This is a genomic window from Hymenobacter persicinus (assembly GCF_004167665.1).
Lineage (GTDB): Bacteria > Bacteroidota > Bacteroidia > Cytophagales > Hymenobacteraceae > Hymenobacter > Hymenobacter persicinus.
Genome location: NZ_SEWE01000008.1, coordinates 14,628 through 34,595 on the forward strand (window position 1 = coordinate 14,628; position 19,968 = coordinate 34,595).

The 19,968-nt window shown below is 55.7% G+C and carries 18 protein-coding genes; 14 read left to right on the forward strand and 4 right to left on the reverse strand.

What is annotated here, in order from left to right; all coding sequences use genetic code 11:
• Positions 1–55 precede the first annotated feature (55 nt).
• Positions 56–463 carry a hypothetical protein gene (locus EWM57_RS05395; protein WP_129920119.1) on the forward strand — a complete coding sequence of 136 codons (408 nt, stop codon included), beginning with the start codon at positions 56–58 and terminating at the stop codon, positions 461–463.
• 470 nt (positions 464–933) lie between these two features.
• Here the strand turns inward: EWM57_RS05395 and EWM57_RS05400 are convergent, their stop codons facing one another.
• Entirely contained in the window at positions 934–1,482 is a 549-nt protein-coding gene (locus EWM57_RS05400; protein ID WP_129920120.1) for a hypothetical protein, read from the reverse strand.
• A gap of 147 nt (positions 1,483–1,629) precedes the next feature.
• Between EWM57_RS05400 and EWM57_RS05405 the strand changes: the two genes are divergently transcribed.
• The 10 genes from EWM57_RS05405 to EWM57_RS21910 all read left to right on the forward strand — a co-directional run bounded on the left by EWM57_RS05405 (position 1,630) and on the right by EWM57_RS21910 (position 13,122).
• Complete coding sequence (locus tag EWM57_RS05405) at positions 1,630–2,097, forward strand: hypothetical protein (protein ID WP_129920121.1); 468 nt, start codon at positions 1,630–1,632, stop codon at positions 2,095–2,097.
• Between the two features lie 629 nt (positions 2,098–2,726).
• On the forward strand, positions 2,727–3,389 hold the full coding sequence (locus EWM57_RS05410; protein WP_129920122.1) for a hypothetical protein: 663 nt from the start codon (positions 2,727–2,729) through the stop codon (positions 3,387–3,389).
• 57 nt (positions 3,390–3,446) lie between these two features.
• The gene (locus EWM57_RS05415) at positions 3,447–3,887 is read left to right on the forward strand and encodes a hypothetical protein (RefSeq protein WP_129920123.1); all 441 of its coding nucleotides are present in this window, start codon (positions 3,447–3,449) and stop codon (positions 3,885–3,887) included.
• An 855-nt stretch (positions 3,888–4,742) separates the two neighbouring features.
• The gene (locus tag EWM57_RS05420) at positions 4,743–4,964 is read left to right on the forward strand and encodes a hypothetical protein (RefSeq protein WP_129920124.1); all 222 of its coding nucleotides are present in this window, start codon (positions 4,743–4,745) and stop codon (positions 4,962–4,964) included.
• Between the two features lie 967 nt (positions 4,965–5,931).
• Positions 5,932–6,444 (forward strand): hypothetical protein, encoded by a 513-nt coding sequence (locus EWM57_RS05425; RefSeq protein ID WP_129920125.1) that lies wholly within the window; start codon positions 5,932–5,934, stop codon positions 6,442–6,444.
• Between the two features lie 180 nt (positions 6,445–6,624).
• Complete coding sequence (locus EWM57_RS05430; protein WP_129920126.1) at positions 6,625–7,026, forward strand: hypothetical protein; 402 nt, start codon at positions 6,625–6,627, stop codon at positions 7,024–7,026.
• Positions 7,027–7,130: 104 nt separating this feature from the next.
• Positions 7,131–8,471 (forward strand): SWIM zinc finger family protein, encoded by a 1,341-nt coding sequence (locus EWM57_RS05435; protein WP_129920127.1) that lies wholly within the window; start codon positions 7,131–7,133, stop codon positions 8,469–8,471.
• A gap of 68 nt (positions 8,472–8,539) precedes the next feature.
• Complete coding sequence (locus EWM57_RS05440) at positions 8,540–11,521, forward strand: DUF6493 family protein (RefSeq protein WP_129920128.1); 2,982 nt, start codon at positions 8,540–8,542, stop codon at positions 11,519–11,521.
• Between the two features lie 124 nt (positions 11,522–11,645).
• A complete protein-coding gene (locus EWM57_RS05445) occupies positions 11,646–12,065 on the forward strand; it encodes a DUF3592 domain-containing protein (RefSeq protein ID WP_129920129.1) in 420 nt (139 codons plus the stop codon).
• Positions 12,066–12,318: 253 nt separating this feature from the next.
• Complete coding sequence (locus EWM57_RS21910) at positions 12,319–13,122, forward strand: DUF4262 domain-containing protein (protein ID WP_394345400.1); 804 nt, start codon at positions 12,319–12,321, stop codon at positions 13,120–13,122.
• Here EWM57_RS21910 and EWM57_RS05455 read toward each other — a convergent pair.
• Complete coding sequence (locus EWM57_RS05455; protein WP_129920131.1) at positions 13,108–13,695, reverse strand: hypothetical protein; 588 nt, start codon at positions 13,693–13,695, stop codon at positions 13,108–13,110. The genes EWM57_RS21910 and EWM57_RS05455 overlap by 15 nt on opposite strands.
• 49 nt (positions 13,696–13,744) lie before the next feature.
• A complete protein-coding gene (locus EWM57_RS05460) occupies positions 13,745–14,368 on the reverse strand; it encodes a recombinase family protein (protein ID WP_129920132.1) in 624 nt (207 codons plus the stop codon).
• 272 nt (positions 14,369–14,640) lie between these two features.
• On the opposite strand from EWM57_RS05460, the gene EWM57_RS05465 reads away from it, so the two are divergent.
• The gene (locus tag EWM57_RS05465) at positions 14,641–16,005 is read left to right on the forward strand and encodes a WG repeat-containing protein (RefSeq protein WP_165370421.1); all 1,365 of its coding nucleotides are present in this window, start codon (positions 14,641–14,643) and stop codon (positions 16,003–16,005) included.
• A 987-nt stretch (positions 16,006–16,992) separates the two neighbouring features.
• Complete coding sequence (locus tag EWM57_RS05470) at positions 16,993–18,282, forward strand: outer membrane protein assembly factor BamB family protein (protein WP_165370422.1); 1,290 nt, start codon at positions 16,993–16,995, stop codon at positions 18,280–18,282.
• 147 nt (positions 18,283–18,429) lie between these two features.
• On the opposite strand, the gene EWM57_RS05475 is transcribed toward EWM57_RS05470, so the two are convergent.
• Complete coding sequence (locus tag EWM57_RS05475; protein ID WP_129920135.1) at positions 18,430–19,092, reverse strand: hypothetical protein; 663 nt, start codon at positions 19,090–19,092, stop codon at positions 18,430–18,432.
• Between the two features lie 188 nt (positions 19,093–19,280).
• Here EWM57_RS05475 and EWM57_RS05480 point away from each other — a divergent pair, with 188 nt between their 5' ends.
• Positions 19,281–19,934 (forward strand): DUF4844 domain-containing protein, encoded by a 654-nt coding sequence (locus EWM57_RS05480; RefSeq protein WP_129920136.1) that lies wholly within the window; start codon positions 19,281–19,283, stop codon positions 19,932–19,934.
• The last annotated feature ends 34 nt before the right edge of the window (positions 19,935–19,968 follow it).

A 19,968-nucleotide genomic window follows, 5' to 3' on the forward strand; every position in this document is an offset into this window, starting at 1 on the left:
AAATCCCCCCTTTTAGGAAATGAAACTAGCTAAGGAGGTACCTAACCGATGAACCATGTATTCATTCCTGCTACTAGCGAGCCTCCTTCTTGGGGTTAAACAAGGTCCCGAACCTTCCCCTGAGAAAATCAGGTATGCTATCACCAAGAAGGTTGAAGAGCAGCTGTATGCGGTTACGCATGGCAGTAAAGAATACTATTGCGTGCTGTATCCAACCCCAAACGGCTATTCCCTTGTGGTTAGCCCTAAACAAAAGGCGTTACCATCAAGCCAGACGTTGATTCGGCAGACCTCCCGATTCGTGTACGTCAAGGGCGCACTGCTCCCATTGTTGTTAGACTACGATTTCAAGTTTGGCGTGGTCGGCCCTATGGGAGAGCGCATTCGCAGGGTGATACCAATTCAAGAATTGTCCCAATCCATCGAATTGGATGCACAAGGAGAGTTAATACCTGGAAAATAACGCTCCCTTTACGAATTGGACCGTTTGGCTGAACGCAGGCCCCTTCTTACTGGTGCTTAAGTTCATTACTTATCCGTAGTCAACACTATGATTAGTCAAGCATTTCTAGAACAACTGGAATGGAGTCTCTCCGATGCCTTGCCCGAGCTGCGAGGATATTGGTGTGATGGAGTACTTGGTCCAGAATGGGAATCAGATTATGCCCTGGCTTCGGTTTCCCAGACACATCATATCCGCCTACGTGCGTGGTTAGATCGCCGCTGGAAAGGCCAAGGAGCCAGTCAGCACCTGTACCAACTTGTCGTTCACTTAGGTAGTCGTTCCTATCGACACTATTTAAACGGGAAGGATCTACTCGATTGTGTGCCGCAGCAGCTCGAGAGCACCCATATGGTTTTAAACGAAGAGAAGCGAGTACTTGAGATTCAGCTGCCCTAATAATCCGACCGTTTGGCTGAACTGGTGCTGACTTATAGTTTCTTATCGAAACGGCCCTGCGTGACTTTAATGGTGTCGCAGCCGGGCTGGGCTAGGGTGAACTCAAAGGTGCCCGAGATGATGCCCGCGTTCACGTCTAGCTTCGTTATAGTGAGCGTGCCTCTTCGGTAGCTCGGAGCCTGATTGCCGTCATAGCTGTCGCACGGCTGAGGACGGGAGGTGTCCACGTAACTGGCGGCCCCTTCCGTGACAGGAATGCTCAGCGAAAACGTGCGGGGTTGGGTAATGGGCCCGCAAGCCACAACCAGGTACTGTCGGCCAGTGGACGTAATGCGGTACGTCAATATGTTTAGATTTGCGCCGGTTGGTCCGGGTTCGTAGAGAACGGCGAAGTTAGAGACGCCGGCATAGCCTTTGGGTGTGTAGAGCTGGCCGTTGACCAGGCAGCCGAAGGTGTTGGCCCCAGTCTGCGTGGCCGGGGGTAGCTGGCTGACGGGGTCGACCGGACGCGGGTCGTTCTTGCACTTGCTGCATTGGGTCAGCAGCAACAGAGCCAGGTATAAGGGAAGCTTTCGGAGCATAGGCGGAAGGTACAATTCCGTCGGGAACAGAGTGTGTTCCTTAATGCTCGTTTCCCTATTCGGACCGTTTTGCTGAACCATAGGCACTATAGAAACGAGTGTTTCTTAACTTGGCTACTCATGCTTCTTTACTCAAGGCGCGTTGCCATGCAAAACAAGGTTCTTATTCTGGCCGCGCTGCTGTTCACTGGTTGTGGACCGGACCGAGTAACGGAATATTCTTGCCATGGCACATTCGTCACGCGCGTTGACAAAGGGGCCACTAGCCAGTTCTTTTACGGAACGTATGCCCAAGCCAGTGGTCAGCCTGCTGTGGTGGAAACGCATTACCCTGGTTTTGACGGGTTGATGGACGCCTATTTAACCTTTAAAGGAAAGCAGGTTGAGATACAACCGGCGGGGGGGTATTTCGAGACAAAAACGCCCCACAAAAACCTTAGTATAACGGATCGTGATAACTCGGTCTTTCCCGACTGGTTAGATAGTATCCGGAGCGACATGAGCCACACGGTATACTTAGCCGCCAACCTCGAATACGAAACGAAGCGGAACCAGCAATACCGTTCGGGAGTGAAGGCGACCACCGTTCAGGTCGGATTCTTATCCAGCTTCTGAAGGCAGATAGATTTTCGACCGTTTGAGTAGACGCACTGCGAGCCCTACTTGCGGGCTTTTAACGGCTGCCCTTCGGTTATGATGCTTGCACGAACGATTCATCTTGTTCTTGCCCCGACCTTTGAGCCATGGCCCTTATCATCATATACAAGAGCGAATGAGAAGACTGATAAGCTATCTAATGCTAAGCGCTATCCCCCTGCTCATCGGTGGAATGACACTTCGGCTGAAACTGTATGGACACGCATACAACGCCCACAGAAGGACATTGGGGATACCAATAGTCGAACCCGGCTGGCAAAGCCATTACAGTCGCGCAACTGGAGAAGTGCAGTTTTGGGGCGACAACGTTTACGGCTTGGGGCACGTCCGGAAAAGAGTACAAGTAAATTACCTCAGCGGCATCAAGCGGGAGAGCGACTTGTTCATATTCAAAGGTAGTGGTGGTGTTAATATCGATTTCGGCTACTGCTACACCTGCAAAGAACCATGGGAAATAGACTATTACAGAGGGAACCAGCACGTCCTGTTATCTTACCAACAAGCAGTAGATTCGCTGAAGACACTGCAACGTAAGCGTTAACGCTCTTTACTTTTAGCACCCATGTACCGTTTACTTCCTGCCGACCATGGATGAGCCGAACCGCTGTTATTTCCCCTTGGTCCTTCCTTCGGACCCGAAGGTCATTGGGGTGCGCAATGGCATTATGCAAGTCGAAATTTGCGACGACGCCTTTCTCACGACGCTGCAGGCATCTGAGCCCCAAAGCGATGCGGTGCCTGCCGGGCGCATCCGGTGCCTGCGGGTGCTGCGCGGGGCCAAAATGACTGATTTTCTTTCCTTCGGGCCCCATCTGTGGAAGTGCCCTTTTTTGCTGCATAAACGGACACAAGCCCTCCTCGCGCCGTTCAACACCCGCTTCACGCACACCTTCCCCGTGGAGGTGCCGGGCGGGGCACCGGGCGTAAACGACTATGCGCTGGTGCGGGTGCCGTTGCTGGGCGCGGGCTTTATTGATTTTTCCCGCTCAACCTTTTGCACCGGCAATGACCTGTTGAACAACAAGCAGCAGCTCCGATTTGCGACTCAGCAGGAGTTCCTCCACTCCCAGGAATGGCTCATGTGGCCGGAGCACTTGGTACTGACTCCCGCGTTTGACAGGCTCCTGGATTTGTTTGTTCTACAAGGGGTTGGCCTTTACGTGTCGGAGCGCGTAAAGCAGGCACTGGAGCAAGCACAGACCACCGGGGTTAAATTCTCGGGCATGCAGTTACCTATCATAACCTGTTAAGGTCTGGTTTAGCTGCGGACCGTTTCGCTAAACTTCCTCAGTTTGCTATTTAGTACTATGACGTCCTCTAAATTTTGGGTTGTTTTTTCCTGTCTTATCCTTGTCGCTAATGTGCTGTTTAATCACTATCAAGCCCCTATGGGGATGGTCTTGTCGCCGCTGGTAGCAGCTCTCATGACGAGGCTGGTTATGTTTTATGGACCTGTATGGCCCCCATACCTACAAACAGGATTGTGTGCCGTGTTACTGGCACTACAAGACATCGGGATCAAACTCACGGGCGGCGGCTCGCATGACGCAGAGGGACAAGGCTTCATGAATTCAATGGTGCTGCTAGGAGCACTGCTTTCGCTTGGTTTCATTGCGAAAGCCTTATGGGGTCAGAAGCTAGTGGTGTGGTGGCTTAGACTGGCCGCTTTGGTAGTGTTTACTTTGTTAATCTGGCTCCACCTGGAGTTATTCAATGACTTAGGAGAAGGACTCAAATTTGAGTTATAACAAGGGATGAATAAAAGCCTCCTTCTTTGCTTGAACGACCCTTTATCTGAACAGATCGTTTTCGTTTGTTATCGTCCGGGCTTGTCTTAACCTCACGCTGCAGGCCACGTCTACCAATCCCGTTACTTTACGAGCCTGCCAGACGCTTTCCCTTTGCTAAGAAGGTTATACATATTTGTCACTCTACCCTGACATATGCGAAAATCTAATATTGCTGCCGGTATGTTTTTTATCTTAATGATACTAGCTAATATTCCTCATGAGCTAGCTGAACGCGCCGTAGCACAACGAGGTACGCTCGTTGGAGTGGAGGTTCTGGAGCTACCTGATTGTAGCGGCTTGGCAAAAAGTCTGTATATGACGTTCCGGTTTGAACAAACGCGTCATCAACTCGTAATACCTGCCCGCTTATGCCGACAGTTGCATGTCGGACAGTTCATTAAGCTTAAGCACATGGATAGGTACCCAAACGTCTTCCTGATTTCCGGAACTAACAAAAACGTGGATAGCATTATCCTAATTTTGTTCTTTCTCTTAAGTTGTGGACTAGTCCTTTATAATGTTTTTGCCTTAAGGAAGGAGGTGAGATTCTTGGAATCAAACGAGCAGTAATCCCCCAAGGGCTCCTTAGGAGATTTATATCCTCGTTTAGATTTCGGACCGTTAAAGTGAACAGGTGGATATTGCCTAGGTAATCTCACCCTCTATCAGTACTCTATGTCCCTTTCTTCCTGCTGGCCTAGGCTTATCCGATGGTGGATAGGGACCCTGGTGCTGTTGGCAAGCAGTTGTCGGGAACCGAACAACTCGCCCCCTGCCCGGTACCCCCACGAAGCTACCCTTACCGACACGACGGTGGTGCACGCGCTGCGGCGGTTCGTGGCGGCCCACCGGGTGAACCCACGCCAGACGGTGGTGTACCTGACCTTGAAGCGGCGGCCCTTTGGCGAAGGCGGGCTTTTTTATCTCACCTATTCGTACAACCAAGTCAAGGGCCCAGACCTGCCGAGCCAATTCTGCACCGTGGACTCGACAGTTGTGCTTGTTTACGGCGGCAGCGAAAACTACCTGACCTAGCCCGGCCTTGCTGACGAACTGGCTCGCTACTTGGCCGCACACCGGGTGCGGTTTGCCGCGGGCTACACGCTGGAGCACCCCCCGGTGTGGCAGGTGCAAGCCTGCGACGGGCGGGTTGTTACGAGTTACGTCGAGCCAGAGGACTATGACACCGTACCCTGTGGGTACGTCCTGCGAGAAGATTCCAGCGGGTGGGTCGTCTTACCCGTCTCCAGACGAAGCATGGTGAAGTGAATCGCTCGTTTCGCTTTTCGGACCGTTTGATTAAACTATCAACACATCATACTTCTGCCAATACCCTAAACAAAGGTGTGCGTCTGCCTATTAGAAAGGCCCTAAGGTTAAGGCGGTATAGATAGTCACCCCCACACTGAGTGCCACAAAAATAAAAGCGTACAAGTTTCCTACTTGATAAGCGTCCTCTGACATTTTCATAGTGAACACAAACGTATTTGCTTGTACAAATCGGTGCAGCAAAAACCATCCCCCCCCCATAAACCGGGGATCAACAGAGGAAGCAAGTAGTCGACCGCAGATTGCATTGGCTCAAACCAACTAGAAGTAGTCACTAGCCAACGAGTTAAGGCCAGCCCCCACATAGGAGCAGGAAAGGAGAGGACTACTTTGGCCCAAAACAAACTCGTTCCATGACCTTCGCGCTGACGACGGAACCTCCAATAGGAAGCTGATAGCATTGCAGCCAACGTTGTATTCACCATCCCTCAATTCTCATTGTGGTCATTCAATACCCAAAGTAACGCTCGTTTCGCTTTTTGGACCGTTTTGCTGAACTGGCGGGCGCAACTTGCTCCTGAGCTGGTTGTCCCTGTGCCCCTTTCTTCACAAGTCCTTTCAATCTGTATTGTCTATCCTCAACCAAGCGATACGACTCCTCGACTCCTTCCGGCCCGCTTGGCTGGTTGTAAGCGGGTTCGTGTTGTTGTACTGGCTCACAGCCGGCCGCCCCATGGAACTGCTGCGGCGAATCGTCAAGGTGCTCCTGGCCGTGCTGGCGCTCGGTGCCCTGGCGGTAGTCGTGGCCCTGGCGGTTCTGGCCCTGCCGTACTTACTGGCGCTGCTGCTTGGGGGCGTGGCAATCCGTGCTGCCGGCCGGAAAAGTGCGCGGCCGTGCCCTCCGGACAGCAGCTTGCTTACCGTGGAACGGCTCGCTGTGTATAACCGGTACAGTGGCTCCATGGACCTCTTTTGCCGCCAGGGTGGGGCTGACGAGAAGGCGTTGCTCAACGACGAGCAATGGGCCCTCATCAAGCGGTACCTGGAGGACCTACGGCGGATGCAGCAAGGGTTATTGTCGGCCGCATGTGCCGAACGCCTGGAAGCGGACCTGTTCCGAGACTGTGCCACGGTGACCACCGTCATCCAGTTGCGCCGAATGAGCCGAGTCAACTACGGGCTGGAGGGCAGCGGCCTATTGGACCGGATCCTGCTCTGGCTGTTCCCCCTAAAACCATCCGAGTAAAGCCATCGGCGACGACTGACGCCCAGGCAGTACTATCCAGTAGATTGGTATCCAAGGATACCAAATCCCTCCTTTCGCTTTTTAGACCCTTTTCTTTAACGGCTTGCCCTTTGACTCACTTGCTTTAGCCGGGTGACAATCGCGTCGTGTACTTAACTTTCAGCTATTCCATCCGCCCTTATGGACTTATCTTCTTTCTCGACCCAAGAACTCATCGTGTTATGTAAGGCTCTCCACTTTGTGCGGTTTGAGTCCCTGGAGCCGGGTGCATCGGAGGTCGTTGGAAGCCCTGCGATGGGGCATCTCTATGCTCAAGCGCATGAAACGCTCTGGGCAAAGGTTGACACGCGTACCACCGCGTTTTGTCAGGCCAACGGCTTTGGAGACGTTGCCGCAAAGCCCGAGCGGATAGCCGCCCTGCTGTATCATATCAGCCAAGTAGAACCTAACAACTGGAATGGAATGAGTGACCCCACCAAACTCGACGACATTCAAGACTTGGTATTCCCTTTTGATTTGACTCCGCAAATTCTCGAGAGGCTCCTGCAGTATGGCAATCACGTTCATCAGCCCCAAGGGTAGAAACACGCTGTGAAACCCTCGTTTAAGCTGACCCAGGCAGTCTATATGGGCGTTCAAAGGCAAAATCAGTAGCTTGCTAGTCTATCTAGGCCGCTACTGCATTCATGTCTGACTTCGCTTATTCCTACGCCCGCCCTTCTGCTTTGGAGCAGCGCCCGGAAGGCAACGCCCTGCTGCTGTCCGCTTTTTCCGAAGAGGGGTTAGACGCGGAAACCGCCTGCTTTTTCTGGGGCCGGCTACGTAACTCCTGGCTTGCGGCACGGGGGCTGAGCACTTTGGCCAAAGTTGTTGCTTCGCGGTTTGTGCCACAGAGCGCTGCCTTGCGCGACCCCATTGTGACAGCCGGCGCCGGCCAGCTACGCTTCGAAGCCTTTTCTTCATGCAACGGCGTGTATGCTCGCCTGGATCTGGGCCCGGAGGCCTTGGATGGAGAATTCCTCAGCAGCGGTACCACCAACGTGGATTTCAACGAGCCAATGGTTAACGCGCTGGCCCGTATCTCCCGCACAGAACCAGTACTGCTGTCCGTGGGGCAAAAGGAAGTAGTGCTGGAGCGTGCTGCAGGCAAAGTAGTCGAGCGGAAGGTAGCTCTGCCCGAACGCTGGATTAAAGGGCTGACGTCGGTACAGGCCTACCTGGCGTTGATGGAGGAAAAGCTGCGCCTGACGCGCGTGCAAGCTGTGCAGCTGGTGCAAAGCATTCCGGCGGGCACCGCCAAGGCTGATTACTACTTGGTCCTGCGGGGCCCGCGCCCCAGCTTTGCGCCGGTGGCCAGCGCGGGGGCTGTGCGGGTGGGGGGCGTACACCGCCTGCGACTGCTCGAAGGACTCCTGCCCCTGTGCGAAGCTGCGCGTGTTTATGCCACACCGGATGGTCAGGCATCGGCTTTTGTGTTGGAGTTGGGGGGCGGACAACGCTTTCTACTGGCCCTGTCGGCGGACGTGTGGCGCGGGTTCTCGGGTGAAGGCAACCAGCTCGAAACGCTGATGGACGAATTGCCTACTGAGTGGGTTAGTGGCGCTAATCGGCTGTTCCGCGGAAACGAGGTGTTTAATCCCAGCCTGTTTGCCCTGGAGCACGACCTCGCACCCGATACGGTGGAAAGGCTATGCGCCAGCCTTTCGGCCATGGGCCTGCTAGGCTTTGACTTGGCCGACAACCACCATTTCTACCGCCGCTTGCCCTTCAAGCTTGGCCGCATCCTGAGCCTGAACCCCCGGTTGAAAAATGCCCGCGCCCTGCTCGACGCGGCGGATGACGTGCAGCTCGTGGGCGTGGGGGCCGGCGGCCGAACTGAGGCCCGAGTCCGTGGCACGGAGGTATGGCATACGGTGGTGGTGGGTGGTGCGGAGGGTCCCCGCTGTACCTGTTCGTGGTTCAGCAGCCATCAGGGCCAGCGCGGTCCGTGCAAACACATTCTGGCGGCTCAAATGCGGTATTTGTAGGCTGACGCCGCCTCTATTTGCTTCCTGCGCCTTCGTCGATACTACCGTCCGTCTTTCACTACCTATCAATGTCCGCTGTCGATACTTTCGAACATATCATTCGCCATCAGAGCATGCACCAGCTGGTGCCGTTTCTGCTAGCGCTGGACAAAAAAGAGCAAATAGCAGTTCGTGCCAAAACCAAGGCACTTCGGAAGGAACTGACCGACATGCGTCAGCTCAGCTCCTCTACCTGGGGTCGGACGGGCACGGAGCCGCAGCTGGTTATGCTGTTTTTGGCGGGCGTAGCGACGTACACCCGTAAAGAAGCCATGGGGCTGGACGAACCCTTGGGCATGTATTGGGGCGAAGGCGACATCCGCACCGCTAACCAACAGCACTTTTTCCTGGTGGCCGAGCACGCCCGACCGAACTGGTTCCGAGAATGGTTTGAACGCCAGAGCCGGGGTGGCCCGTGGGGCCTGCCTGACTACGGGCTGCTGCGGGAGATGGAAGCCCGGCAACTCATTGAGTATGAGCCGGCGCTGTTCAGCCGTACGCTGGCGCATTCGTTAAGTCTGAAGAGCTACCGTCAACGCCGCGAGAACAAGCCGGTTCCTAACTACGCCGGGAAGCTGCTGCAGGACTTTGAGGCGACCTCCGACCCCATCCAGCGGGATTTACTTGGGCTTTTCGACTACGACACGACGGTTGACTCGGCGCAGGCCTACACGGGAATAGCCCAGCGGCACGTCACGTGGCACGACGTGCTGCTGCACTTGGCGGCAGCTAGCCATCTTGCCCGTACCGAGCTGCTCACGCGCAGCCTAGTAGCCTTGCGGCGTAACTTCCGCCGGCCGCTCCTGACGTGGTTCAAGAACCTGTTCCTGTCTCTAAAGCCTACCCCGGAGGAGCGTCTGGCTCGGCAACAGGAACTGGTCGAACTGCTGGCACATACGCAGCCACAGGTGGTCAACTTTGCGCTGGACCAGGTGAAAGCCTTCTGGACGGACGCGGCGTTCGACCCAGTCCCCCTGCTGCTATACGCGGAAGGGTTGGTCACCCGGCAAGACCTTAAAACAGCACAGCGTACGTTGCTGAGCGGATTCGAGAAGCTGTTGAAGCGAAATCCTTCCCTCGCGCCAGAACTGGGTCGGCTGGCCTCGGCTGCTCTGGCTAGCGCCGATGCGGCCGTGCAGGCTAAAGCTGCCAAGCTGCTGGTTTCCTTGCTTCAGCCCAGGCAGCCGCTGCTGACGGCCGATGAAACAGCGGACTTGATTGGTTCACTGACCGATTACGCCGACCTGATGACGTCGGGCACCCGGCAGCTTCTAGTACCCTGGCTGGCCCCTGTTCCGGAGCCCGTGCTGACGTCGGGGGGCGGCTATGTTCCCCGGGCCGGGTTTGTGCCTGATTTGTCTGTGGCCACTGCGGTGACGCCCGTTGCTGACTGGCACGAGCTGCTCTTTCTCACCGGCCAGGTGCTACGCCACGACAACGTATTGGAGTTGGAACGTTGGGTGGACGGCTTGCTACGACTAAAACCCCTGTTTCTGACTGATTACGCCCGGCAGCTGCTTCCCTATCTGGTGCAGGTGCGGCCTTTTCTGAAGGGCAAGACCGGCGAGCAGGCCACCGCCATCATTGCAGGCAATGGTCTTGCGGGTCACCGCGGGTTGGTCGAGGCGTTGGTACTGGGCTGGGCGCAGGGCTTCTCCACGGAGCGCGTGAACAAGGTAAACGTCCGCTACGACCAAGACACCTCCGACCCGCTGGTGCTCGTAGAGCAACGTCGTTTCGTAGCGGCCGAATACCACCTGCGCACCGGCTCCGGCCTGCCGTTACTAAGTACTCCGTCACATGCCCCACACTGGGTAGCACCTTCTGTCTTGGTCGACAAGCTTTTGGCTTACGAGGCCTTGCACGTTGAACCAGACCCGGCCGACTTAGCCGTGGCACTAGCCCGGACGGCCTACGCGCACGCAGCGGACGCCGAAACGGCGCTAAGCCGGCTTTCCCAACTGCAGCGTCCGGAGTTGCGCGAGCTACTGGAGTGGCTGCTGACCCCAGCCCTGCCCCCTATACCGACGTTCCACCCGGCGAAGACCTCGTTGCTGAAGCACCTGACCGCTCGACTGGGCAAACTGCTTCCTGGCAACGCCGGCGGCAGTGCCCTGGCCGACGCTTGGCCATGGCTGTGGGCGGTGACAGCGCGTACCCGTCAGCCCGAAGGCGTGTTCGAGGAACTGACTGCCATGATTCCGACGGATTACATCGGCGTGGTTCGGCCCTGGACACCTGAGTGGCATTTCGAGGTCAAAACCAATACGTGGGTGGAGCAGTGGAAACCCGGCAAGCCTACGATGACGCACCAATACCCGGTGCTGCAGTTTCCGAGCAAGTACACCAGCCAAACGCCCCCGTCGCTGCTGCTGCTCTATTCCCAGCACGCCCGCTTCCGGGCCATGGGCCATGCGGGGTGGCTGCTGCCTCATGACTACCGGTTTGTGGTCAGCCTGATACCCCATAATCATGCGCCCCTGCACTGGCACGTCGTGCGCACCGCTGCCTGGGCCGACGGCCTAGAATCCACAGAGCGGGATGTTGTGCAAGCGGCTTTGCAAGAGTTGCTCGGCCCCGGCCCCGTGTTTACGGAGCCCACCACTCTACTGCTGGCGCTGGGTCTGATGCACAAGGTTCCTGCCTGCCGGGCACTGGCCTTGGAAGCATTCCTTTCAGCCTGTACTACTGGGCGGCTCGACCCCGCCGCGTTGGGCACGATACTCGGACGCTTTCTGGCCAACGAATTTGTCCCCGTGCAGCGCCTGGCCGACAACCTGCAGCAAGCCCGCGCCATCGATGCAGCAACTGACGATGCACTGCAGCAGGTCTTGGACAACCTGCTGCCTGAGCTATCCGCTGCCCCGCTGCGCAATACCAAAAAACTGGTGGAGCTGTACGCTGACCTATCCACTCGTAGCGGTCGGTTGCCAGCGGAAGCGGTGAAAACCAATCTGCTCAACTGGAAGAGTACAGCTGCACTCAAGAAGGCTATGGGAGACTTGGTGTAAACACTAGCAGATCCGTCACAGTGCGTACCAGTGAGCCTGATTTTACTAGAAATACCGTTTCGCTGAACATCTTCGTCCCAGCGTCGCTACCTTTTGCGCAGGAGTGTCCGGCTTTCCATTTAGTATGCTTATCTCGACAGTAGATATCGACTCTTTCGTTAGTTTTTTGGTCCTTACGATCATTCTTCTTGCTTCCGCCGCCTATTATCGCCTGCGCCAACACCTGCTCCGCGTGGGTGAACGTGTCGAAGGGACAGTCATACGGCTTGAGGCTGATGAAAACGATCTGGAAACACAGCGCTATTATCCTGTAGTGCGCTTTCATACTAGCCGGGGCGTGTGGCTCGAAGCCCGCTATACGCACGGTCCTGAGGTGCCCGCTTATGTGAAAGGGCAAACCGTGACTGTGCTCTATGATCCAGACCACCCTACCCGCTTCGTGCTGGGAGCAACCCCAGTAAGCACCTGGGAGTGGGGAATGCTGGCCCTCACTGTTGGTGTGTTGGCGTACTGCGTCTACGCCTCACTAAACCAGCCCCTGTGAGCGCTTAGTATTAGACCTTTAGCTTTTAGTAATGTGACCGTTCGAGTGAACAATCCTACCTTGCAGGAGTAGCATCTAAACTCCCGGAAAGAGGAGCTGTGTCATTCTTTCCCACTGCTTCGGTAGTGTTGCGGCAATGTTGCCAATCCTGCCGTAAGGGGCTTAGCTGTTGTGGTTGGCTTTTCGACCGTTTACGCGAACTTGTCGGAGCCATGAAACTCCGCCGTATAGCCGAGGCCCCAGTGCTTGCATGATGCAGAAAAGTGAGTTTCTCCATTTGATCCAAGACAACATCACCGCCCACGGTTACCACGTCACGGTGGTTACCGGCGGAGCTTTACCCCGGTACGCCTACACCATTGGCTGTGTCTCCACAGTCGGCGCCGAATTGGTCTTTGCCGGCGGCGAGTACTATTCCCAAGCTCAAGTAGGCAAAATCCTAGACGCCTTCGCGTCTCACCCCTCCAGGGAATCCATTGGAGTGGGGTTCTCGGTACGCCTGGGCTTGTTGGGTACGTTTACGCTGGCACCTGTGGACGCCTCGTGGCGCAACCGAGTGCTGTTGGGTGCGGTGGACTACCACACGCAATCTGACTGGCCAGCGTGGCAAATCGTGCCTGAAGGCCTGCACCGCACGTTGGACGTGCCCGAAATGGCACAGACTTATGACGCCACGGTCCAGCCCGTGTGGCAGTGGCTGGACTGCCCATGGCCGTACCCGGTCCCCTCCCATTCCATGGCCCTCACCGAGGTGCAGGTGTTGCGGGGGGGCGGCCGCCACGGAGGTGATGCGGTGGGAGGCAGACGACTGGGAAATCTTCGCCGGAGCCGGACCGGAGGTTCCTGTAGCGGACCGACGCATGGTGCCCCTAGGCGTGCTGCTGGGAATCGACCCCACGCTAAAACCGGCGGTATATCTCCCCATCGGCAAAGGGCTATGGCGAGACATCGAATCGCTGGAATGGAACGAGTGGGGTTAATACCCCTTCTTCACCATTCGACCGTTTTCTTGAACTACAGGCTAACCCCTTTGTCTAGCATGCTACTTCTCGAATAATGCCAAAATAGCCCCAGGGGTTGGGTCATCGGCTATGGGAGCGGCCCAAGCGTCCGACACCTGGAAGTCGGACGACGGATACAACTCGTGCGACATGGGCGTCGTGGCTGTGGCATACATTTGTGCCATCAATTCGCGCACCTGCGTCAACGCGTCTCCAGTACAATGCGCGGAAACGACCAGGGCGCAGGCCCGGTCGGGGATTCCTACGAGGTAGCCTTCGGGAAAAATCCGGCTTAGTTCCCATTGCAACAGTACTTTGCTGGAACTGCTTGTGTCGTCGTCATTGAGAAAAGCAATCCAGTCCAACTCACCAGCTTGCCCGTGCTTATGCTGGCGGTGAAACCACTGCGTTTGGCGCACGTTGTCCAGCGCACGTTGGGGCCACCCAGGGGCTGTCGCTTCCAACTCCTCGAACTCCTCACGGGTCAAATAAGTTAAGCCCTCTTCGAACTCGACCCATGTCACGACAAAGGCCAGATTGGGCAGCGGAGAGTGAGGTAGGTCCCAGCCATTGAGCTGGACGTATGCTGCGGGGACAATTAAAGGTTGCAGGCGGTTCAGGTCAACCACTGTAAAGACTTTGGTGTAGCTAGGAGCACTAGCGATGTAAAAGTAACGCTCATTTAGCTTTTCGGGTGGGCACCGGCTTTTTGACTTGTGGTCGACTGGTGTACACGTTCACACCCCGCAAACGCAGGTACTTATACAAGGTGACCTTGGAAATGCGCAGGCTCGCGGCGATGTCGCGCACGCTCAGCCGCTGTTCTTGGTAAAGGGTCGCGGCCACGATGGCCGTGCGCTCGGCTTCGGGCGAGAGGCCCGGTTTGCGCCCGCCGATGCGTCCCCGGGCGCGGGCCGCGGCCAGGCCGGCCAAGGTGCGTTCACGGATGAGCTCGCGCTCGAACTCGGCCAGTGAGGCGAACAGGTTTAGCACGAGCCGGCCCTGGGCCGAGGCCGTATTGATGGCGTCGGTCAGCGATACCAAGTCGACGCCCCGGCGTTGCAGATCTGCTACTAGGTCCAGCAGATTCTTAAGCGAACGGCCCAGCCGGTCCAGCTTGTAGATGTAGAGCGTGTCGCCTTGGCGCAGTGTCAGCAGCAGCTTTTCTAGCTCGATGCGCGTGGCCAGGGCGCCGGAGGCTTTCTCCTGGTAAATCACTTCACAGCCGGCCTGGGCCAGGGCGTCCAGTTGCAGTTCCAGGTTTTGGTCGCGGGTCGACACGCGAGCGTAGCCAATCTTCATAAGCGCGGTACAGGAAACTCATATCAAGGTACGGTTTTCTGTACTTAGTTAATTGAACCAGTTTTCTTTACTGCTCCATTGCGTGGAAAGGCAATCCATGCGCAGGGTTGAGCTTACCCTGCGGTTCAGGGAAACGAGGGTCTATTAGCGACTTAGTAGAGCATTGAATGAAAGCCGCTTTCTATCGAGAATGATGTGTTTTTCGCGCCTATGCGGCATCTTTGTCGATGTGGTATTTTCTCTTTATTCTCTTGCCATTACTTCTAAGTCCTGTGGCCAATCCTCTGATCCTCGCTTCCGTTGAGCAGCATGAAAAGCATGGCTGTATTGATTTACAGGGTCAGGTCGTGATACCGATTGCCTACGACGACCTAGGAGTTTGGCAAGAAGGGCTTCTCGCCGTAAACCGGGGTGCGAAGACAAAGAACTTTCTCAAGCGTGGTGGCCCCTGGGGCTTTTGCAATCCCCAGGGGCAAGAGGTGATTCCTATTCGCTATGAGGAAGTATATGGCTTTTGTGAAGGGTTGGCAGCCGTCCGTATTGGCAAGAAGTGGGGCTTTATTAATCCACAAGGAGAGCTGATTATTCCGGCCCAGTTTCGGGCAGTAGGCTCTTTCCACAATGGCTTGAGTGCCGCAGCCAACGCAACGGGGAAATGGGGTTATTTAACGAACAAGGGGCAGTGGCACATTGCGCCAGCGTATGATACAGTACTGCCTTTTGAAGATGGACTGGCACGCGTGTATCGGCGCCTGACTAAACGCAATGAATATGGGGAAGAAGAAGGCCTTTACGGTCTGATCAATCGGCAAGGAGAGCCAGTGCTGGAGCCCTGTTACCACTCAATTGGTTCCTTCCACGACGGGTTAGCCCGAGTAGAAGTAGCTGGTTCAGAAAGCTCTGTCTACACCAAATATGGGTATATCAATAGGCAAGGCGAATTGGCCATACCGGCTATTTACGACAGGGCGGAAGACTTCTCCTCGGGTCGAGCAGCGGTCGGCATGGTTGATCCCCAAGCGCCAAAACCTTCCTTCGGCCGGGCACTACACTACGGCTATATCGATGAAACAGGTCGCCAGATCGTGCCGCCGCAATACAGCCGGGTCACCTCCTTTACTGGCGCGTATGCCGTCGTAGAACGAGGACCGCAAGTACGTGTCTACTTTCTTGAGACAGATTCTACAGGGCAGATCCATAATGCAGACCAGCTGCCCGCTGCGGCACTATTGGATCGGCAGGGAAACCGGGTACTTGATTTTGACTATAGGCACCTAAACCTCTTGGAAGGGGGGCTACTGCTTGCCTCACGCCGCACGCTTTCGGGCATGGGCGTGATTACTATAGCCGGAGAAGTAGTACTGCCTTTTGAGTACGTGAATCTTAAGTACTTGGGCCACGACTTGTTTATGGACAACAACGGCACAGTGGACGAAGAAGTGCTGGTGGTGAATCGACACCAGCACCTGTTATTCCACAGACAAGATGTTGGGATGCCAGCAGGCAAGTATGAGTTCGGAGTGTTTCATGTACGCACAGAAGGGCTGCGCAAAAGTGGGCTCGTTGATACAACGGGACGTTGGGTTGTGCCTCCTATCTATGATAGGATTTCCTCCTTGCAAGAAGTGATCAACTAAGAGTTCCTAAGAGCAAAAGGAGTGTTTTGATACATTTGAGATATCTACCACTTCCTATCAATGGTCTTGCGTCTTTTCATACTCATGCTACTTGGGGTTGGGCCACTGTACTGCGTGGCACAGGCTCGTCCTCTCCCCGCTGGGCAAGAAGAAGCCCCGCCTGTGCCCTTGGCCTGTTCGGCCAATCCCCGCCTGCTGAAACTGGCGGTCCCTGCCGTCATCTACCAGCAGCTTCGCGACACGAGCGCACGGGTGGCCGGGCGGCGCGTACGGGTGGTGCAGATGGTCAACAGGCATTCGCCGGTGCCCAGTTGGGTGGTCGTGAGACGGGCCAAAAGCGCGCACCGACTCTCGGCCGATACCACCACGTATTTCTTGCGCCTTGCCGACATCAAGGCGGGTTCGACCACATTCGTGCTGCTATAGCCAGAAGCCAAATTATCGTTCAGCGAAACGGTCCAATCAGCAAAACGATGAGCTACCTTTACCAACTAGTCCGTTTATGATTTCGCCAACCCCGTTTTCGGAATACTATGCGTCTTTACCTAGCTATTACTCTTATGCAGGGCGCAGTAGGATTGTCGGCGCTATTTGTACCCATCTTTTTCGCTGTTCGGGTGTACAAGACTCTGAAATATGGGGAGCTACGCACCACTCCCGCCTACATTATGACTGGCCTGCTCCTGATAGGTAGTGTTTTGCTCTATGTTTTTGTTCTAGACGGTGTTCTCCGAATGTATTATGGAATACTGTCGCTATTTCTGCTGTGTATGCTGGCTGTAGAGCATATCCTGACTAAGAATCGATAATACTGTAGGGCTAATGCGCGTTCAGTGAAACGGTCAGAAATCTAAACGAGGCTATATTTACGTTATGCGCCGCCAGCTACTTTGCCGCCAGCTACTTTCTTGGGTCCTGCCCTTATTACTTGCCGGTTGCCGCTCGGGGGAAGACGGCACGGAAGCAGGCAAGGCTTTTTGCCGGTGCTTGGAACAGCAAGGACCGTATTACACCGATGCTCAGGCCAACACCTTTGCAGTTCGCCGCATCTGCGAGGGCAAACTGATGGAACAGTACGCCTCCTACCGCCTGTTTGTGATTAGCATGAACCTTGCGGATACCACCGCGACGATTTCCCCTGAAGCACGCGAATCCGCCCGACTCTTTATGCACGATTTTTTTGCCGTCGAGAATGCGTATTATGCCGGCGATACAGTCAAAAACTCCCCAGGGGGAGAGCACCCCGGCACGGCGCCTTCTCTTGCACCCGTTGCCATCGGCCATCTGCCCCCCCCGATACGGACTGCCACCTTTGCGCTGCATCAGGACACGCTCGTCGTGGCCAACGACAAAGCCATCTTTCTGTTCCGCCTGGGCCCCGGACCGCCGTTTCGCCTACAACCCCTTGGTACGGTGGCCGTGGAGGGGGACGTATACGCGACCAGCTATCAGGATGGGGTGCTCATCATCGCCCACGGCGGTGAGTTAAGTGCCTTCACCGCCGCGGGCCGGCGCCTCTGGCACCGTTCCTACCCCTATATTATCCAACATGCCGTGCGCGCTGGTGGGCACCTCTACTTCCACGTGGCCTACACAGGCCTTTACTGCGTGGAGGCGGCGACGGGGCAGCCACGGTGGACCCATGCAGAGGAGGGTGCGGTCTGGGGCCTGGCACTAGAGAGGGAGCGGCTTGTGGTCGCCGGCTTTAAGGACGCGGTCAGCTGCTTCAATCCGCACACCGGCGCGCTCGTGTGGCGTACTCGTTTGCCCGACCGCTTTGTTTCTGTCCCGGCCGTCACCGCCACGCAGGTAGCCCTCAACACCTCCTCGCTGGGGGAGGCACCCGCTCTGACAGTGATGATGGGACTGGCCGACGGGCGGGTGCAGCACACCTACGCGACGCCTGTGGCGAGCCGCCCATACTTGCATCGGGCTGAGAACCTGGTCCGGCCCGCCCTCATCGGGACCCAGCTTGTATTCGGCTTCTACCCCCCACGCTTGCACGTGGTGGACGTGAGCTGCGGAACCCGCGAAGAGCTAGCCTTGCCCGCGGGGGCGCAGGTGGCCACGGCCCTACTCGCTCGCCCTGGAGCAGTGTGGTTCGGCAGCGCTGACGGCCGACTCGTGCGCTTGGCTCTTACTGCCCCCCCGGGCACTGTCAGGCTCCAGTACAGCTCCCCACTAGATAATTCGCTCTCGAACTTGGTAGCCAGCGGAAACGCACTGTACGTTGTCACCAGAGGGGGCACCCTGTACCGGGTACCGTCGGCAGATTGAAGCATTCCCAGGGAGACGCAACGTGCGAGGGACGAAGGCGCCGTTCACGACCTGGCAGATGCGTGGATTGAAACGCGCTGACCAGCAAATGGAATCTAACACTAGTGCTTACTGGTTCATCTAAACGGTCCACAGCTAAACCAGGCTTTAGCAAGTTATGATAGGTAACTGCATGCCCGAAAATTTAATCCCGGTGCTCTGTGCTTGCTCCAGCGTTTGCTTTACGCGCTCCGACACGTAAAGGCCTGCCCCTTGTAGAAAAAACAAATCCAGGTGCTTGTCAAACGCGGGAGTCAGTACCAAGTGCTCCGGCCACATGAGCCATTCCTGGGAGTTGAGGAACTCCTGCTGGGTCGCGAATCGGAGCTGTTGCTTGTTGTTCAACAGGTCATTGCCGGTGCAAAAGGTTGAGCGGGAAAAATCAATAAAGCCCGCGCCCAGCAACGGCACCCGCACCAGCGCATAGTCGTTTACGCCCGGTGCCCCGCCCGGCACCTCCACGGGGAAGGTGTGCGTGAAGCGGGTGTTGAACGGCGCGAGGAGGGCTTGTGTCCGTTTATGCAGCAAAAAAGGGCACTTCCACAGATGGGGCCCGAAGGAAAGAAAATCGGTCATTTTGGCCCCACGCAGCACCCGCAAGCACCGGATGCGCCCGCCGGGCACTGCATCGCTTTGGGGCTCAGATGCCTGCAGCGTCGCGAGAAAGTCGTCGTCGCAAATCTCGACTTGCATAATGCCATTGCGCACCCCGATGACCTTCGGGTCCGAAGGAAGGACCAAGGGGAAATAACAGCGATTCGGCTCATCCATGGTCGGCAGGAAGTAAACGGTACATGGGTGCTAAAAGTAAAGAGCGTTCCGTTTAGGGAAACGGTCCGAATAGCGAAACGAGGGTAACCCGAAGTGATGGATTCTATTTGGTATCTTTTGCGCAACGCAACTAGGCAGCCATCCGCTTTACTATCTCAAGTTTCTAGCCCTACAACCAACGCATTACCATGAGTTCTCGAACCCTAATTAACCTGCAGGCTTTCCAGGCTGAAAACAAATTTGCTGATGCAGTATGGGAAGCACGGGGTTTGAATTCGTCCGCCAGCGAGTTGTTGGCCCACATGAAGAGCTTGTTTAATGACTGCACTGAAAAGCTAATTATCCAGGTTCAACAGGGAACCACCAAGCGCCAACTAAAGCAGACGCTGGTGATGGGGCTTACTACTTTTGACAGTGGAGATTATGATACCGAAGAAAAGGAGTTCATCGCTGATAGGATCTATGAGTTGGCGCAGCTCGTGGAAGTCGATATGAAGGACGAATTAAATACGTGGTCTTACGGGAATGCTCTCTCTGCGCTAATAGAGGTATTTAAGAGTGTCAAGCCCCAAAAGGCGGCTCCTGCCCTTACGCAGGAGTGCACGAAGTGTAAGGCGGTACTAGAAACGTTTATTCTTGAAAAACGGGAGGCCATTCCTAGTGCTTGCTTTATGGTTGCCCAGTGTCAGGCTTGCTTTGAATTAAACTTAATAGAAATACCTGACGGGGTGGCACGGATGCACTGTGGGAAATACAATGCCCTGCAACGTCTAAACCGGAGACAATGCACCTCAGAGCAGGCCAAAGCCAAACTTGAACAACTTAAGAATTCTAAGGAATAAGCTACCTAAATGCGTGCTGCTTGCCATCAGTGCA

Excerpts from the sequence above, each read along its gene's own strand:
- EWM57_RS05435 (WP_129920127.1), top strand. The coding sequence starts at position 7,131 with ATGTCTGACTTCGCTTATTCCTACGCCCGCCCTTCTGCTTTGGAGCAG.
- EWM57_RS05430 (WP_129920126.1), top strand. The coding sequence starts at position 6,625 with ATGGACTTATCTTCTTTCTCGACCCAAGAACTCATCGTGTTATGTAAG.
- EWM57_RS05405 (WP_129920121.1), top strand. The coding sequence starts at position 1,630 with ATGCAAAACAAGGTTCTTATTCTGGCCGCGCTGCTGTTCACTGGTTGT.
- EWM57_RS05410 (WP_129920122.1), top strand. The coding sequence starts at position 2,727 with ATGGATGAGCCGAACCGCTGTTATTTCCCCTTGGTCCTTCCTTCGGAC.
- EWM57_RS05415 (WP_129920123.1), top strand. The coding sequence starts at position 3,447 with ATGACGTCCTCTAAATTTTGGGTTGTTTTTTCCTGTCTTATCCTTGTC.
- EWM57_RS05400 (WP_129920120.1), bottom strand. The coding sequence starts at position 1,482 with ATGCTCCGAAAGCTTCCCTTATACCTGGCTCTGTTGCTGCTGACCCAA.
- EWM57_RS05440 (WP_129920128.1), top strand. The coding sequence starts at position 8,540 with ATGTCCGCTGTCGATACTTTCGAACATATCATTCGCCATCAGAGCATG.
- EWM57_RS05395 (WP_129920119.1), top strand. The coding sequence starts at position 56 with ATGTATTCATTCCTGCTACTAGCGAGCCTCCTTCTTGGGGTTAAACAA.
- EWM57_RS05445 (WP_129920129.1), top strand. The coding sequence starts at position 11,646 with ATGCTTATCTCGACAGTAGATATCGACTCTTTCGTTAGTTTTTTGGTC.
- EWM57_RS05425 (WP_129920125.1), top strand. The coding sequence starts at position 5,932 with ATGGAACTGCTGCGGCGAATCGTCAAGGTGCTCCTGGCCGTGCTGGCG.
- EWM57_RS05480 (WP_129920136.1), top strand. The coding sequence starts at position 19,281 with ATGAGTTCTCGAACCCTAATTAACCTGCAGGCTTTCCAGGCTGAAAAC.
- EWM57_RS21910 (WP_394345400.1), top strand. The coding sequence starts at position 12,319 with ATGCAGAAAAGTGAGTTTCTCCATTTGATCCAAGACAACATCACCGCC.
- EWM57_RS05475 (WP_129920135.1), bottom strand. The coding sequence starts at position 19,092 with ATGGATGAGCCGAATCGCTGTTATTTCCCCTTGGTCCTTCCTTCGGAC.
- EWM57_RS05460 (WP_129920132.1), bottom strand. The coding sequence starts at position 14,368 with ATGAAGATTGGCTACGCTCGCGTGTCGACCCGCGACCAAAACCTGGAA.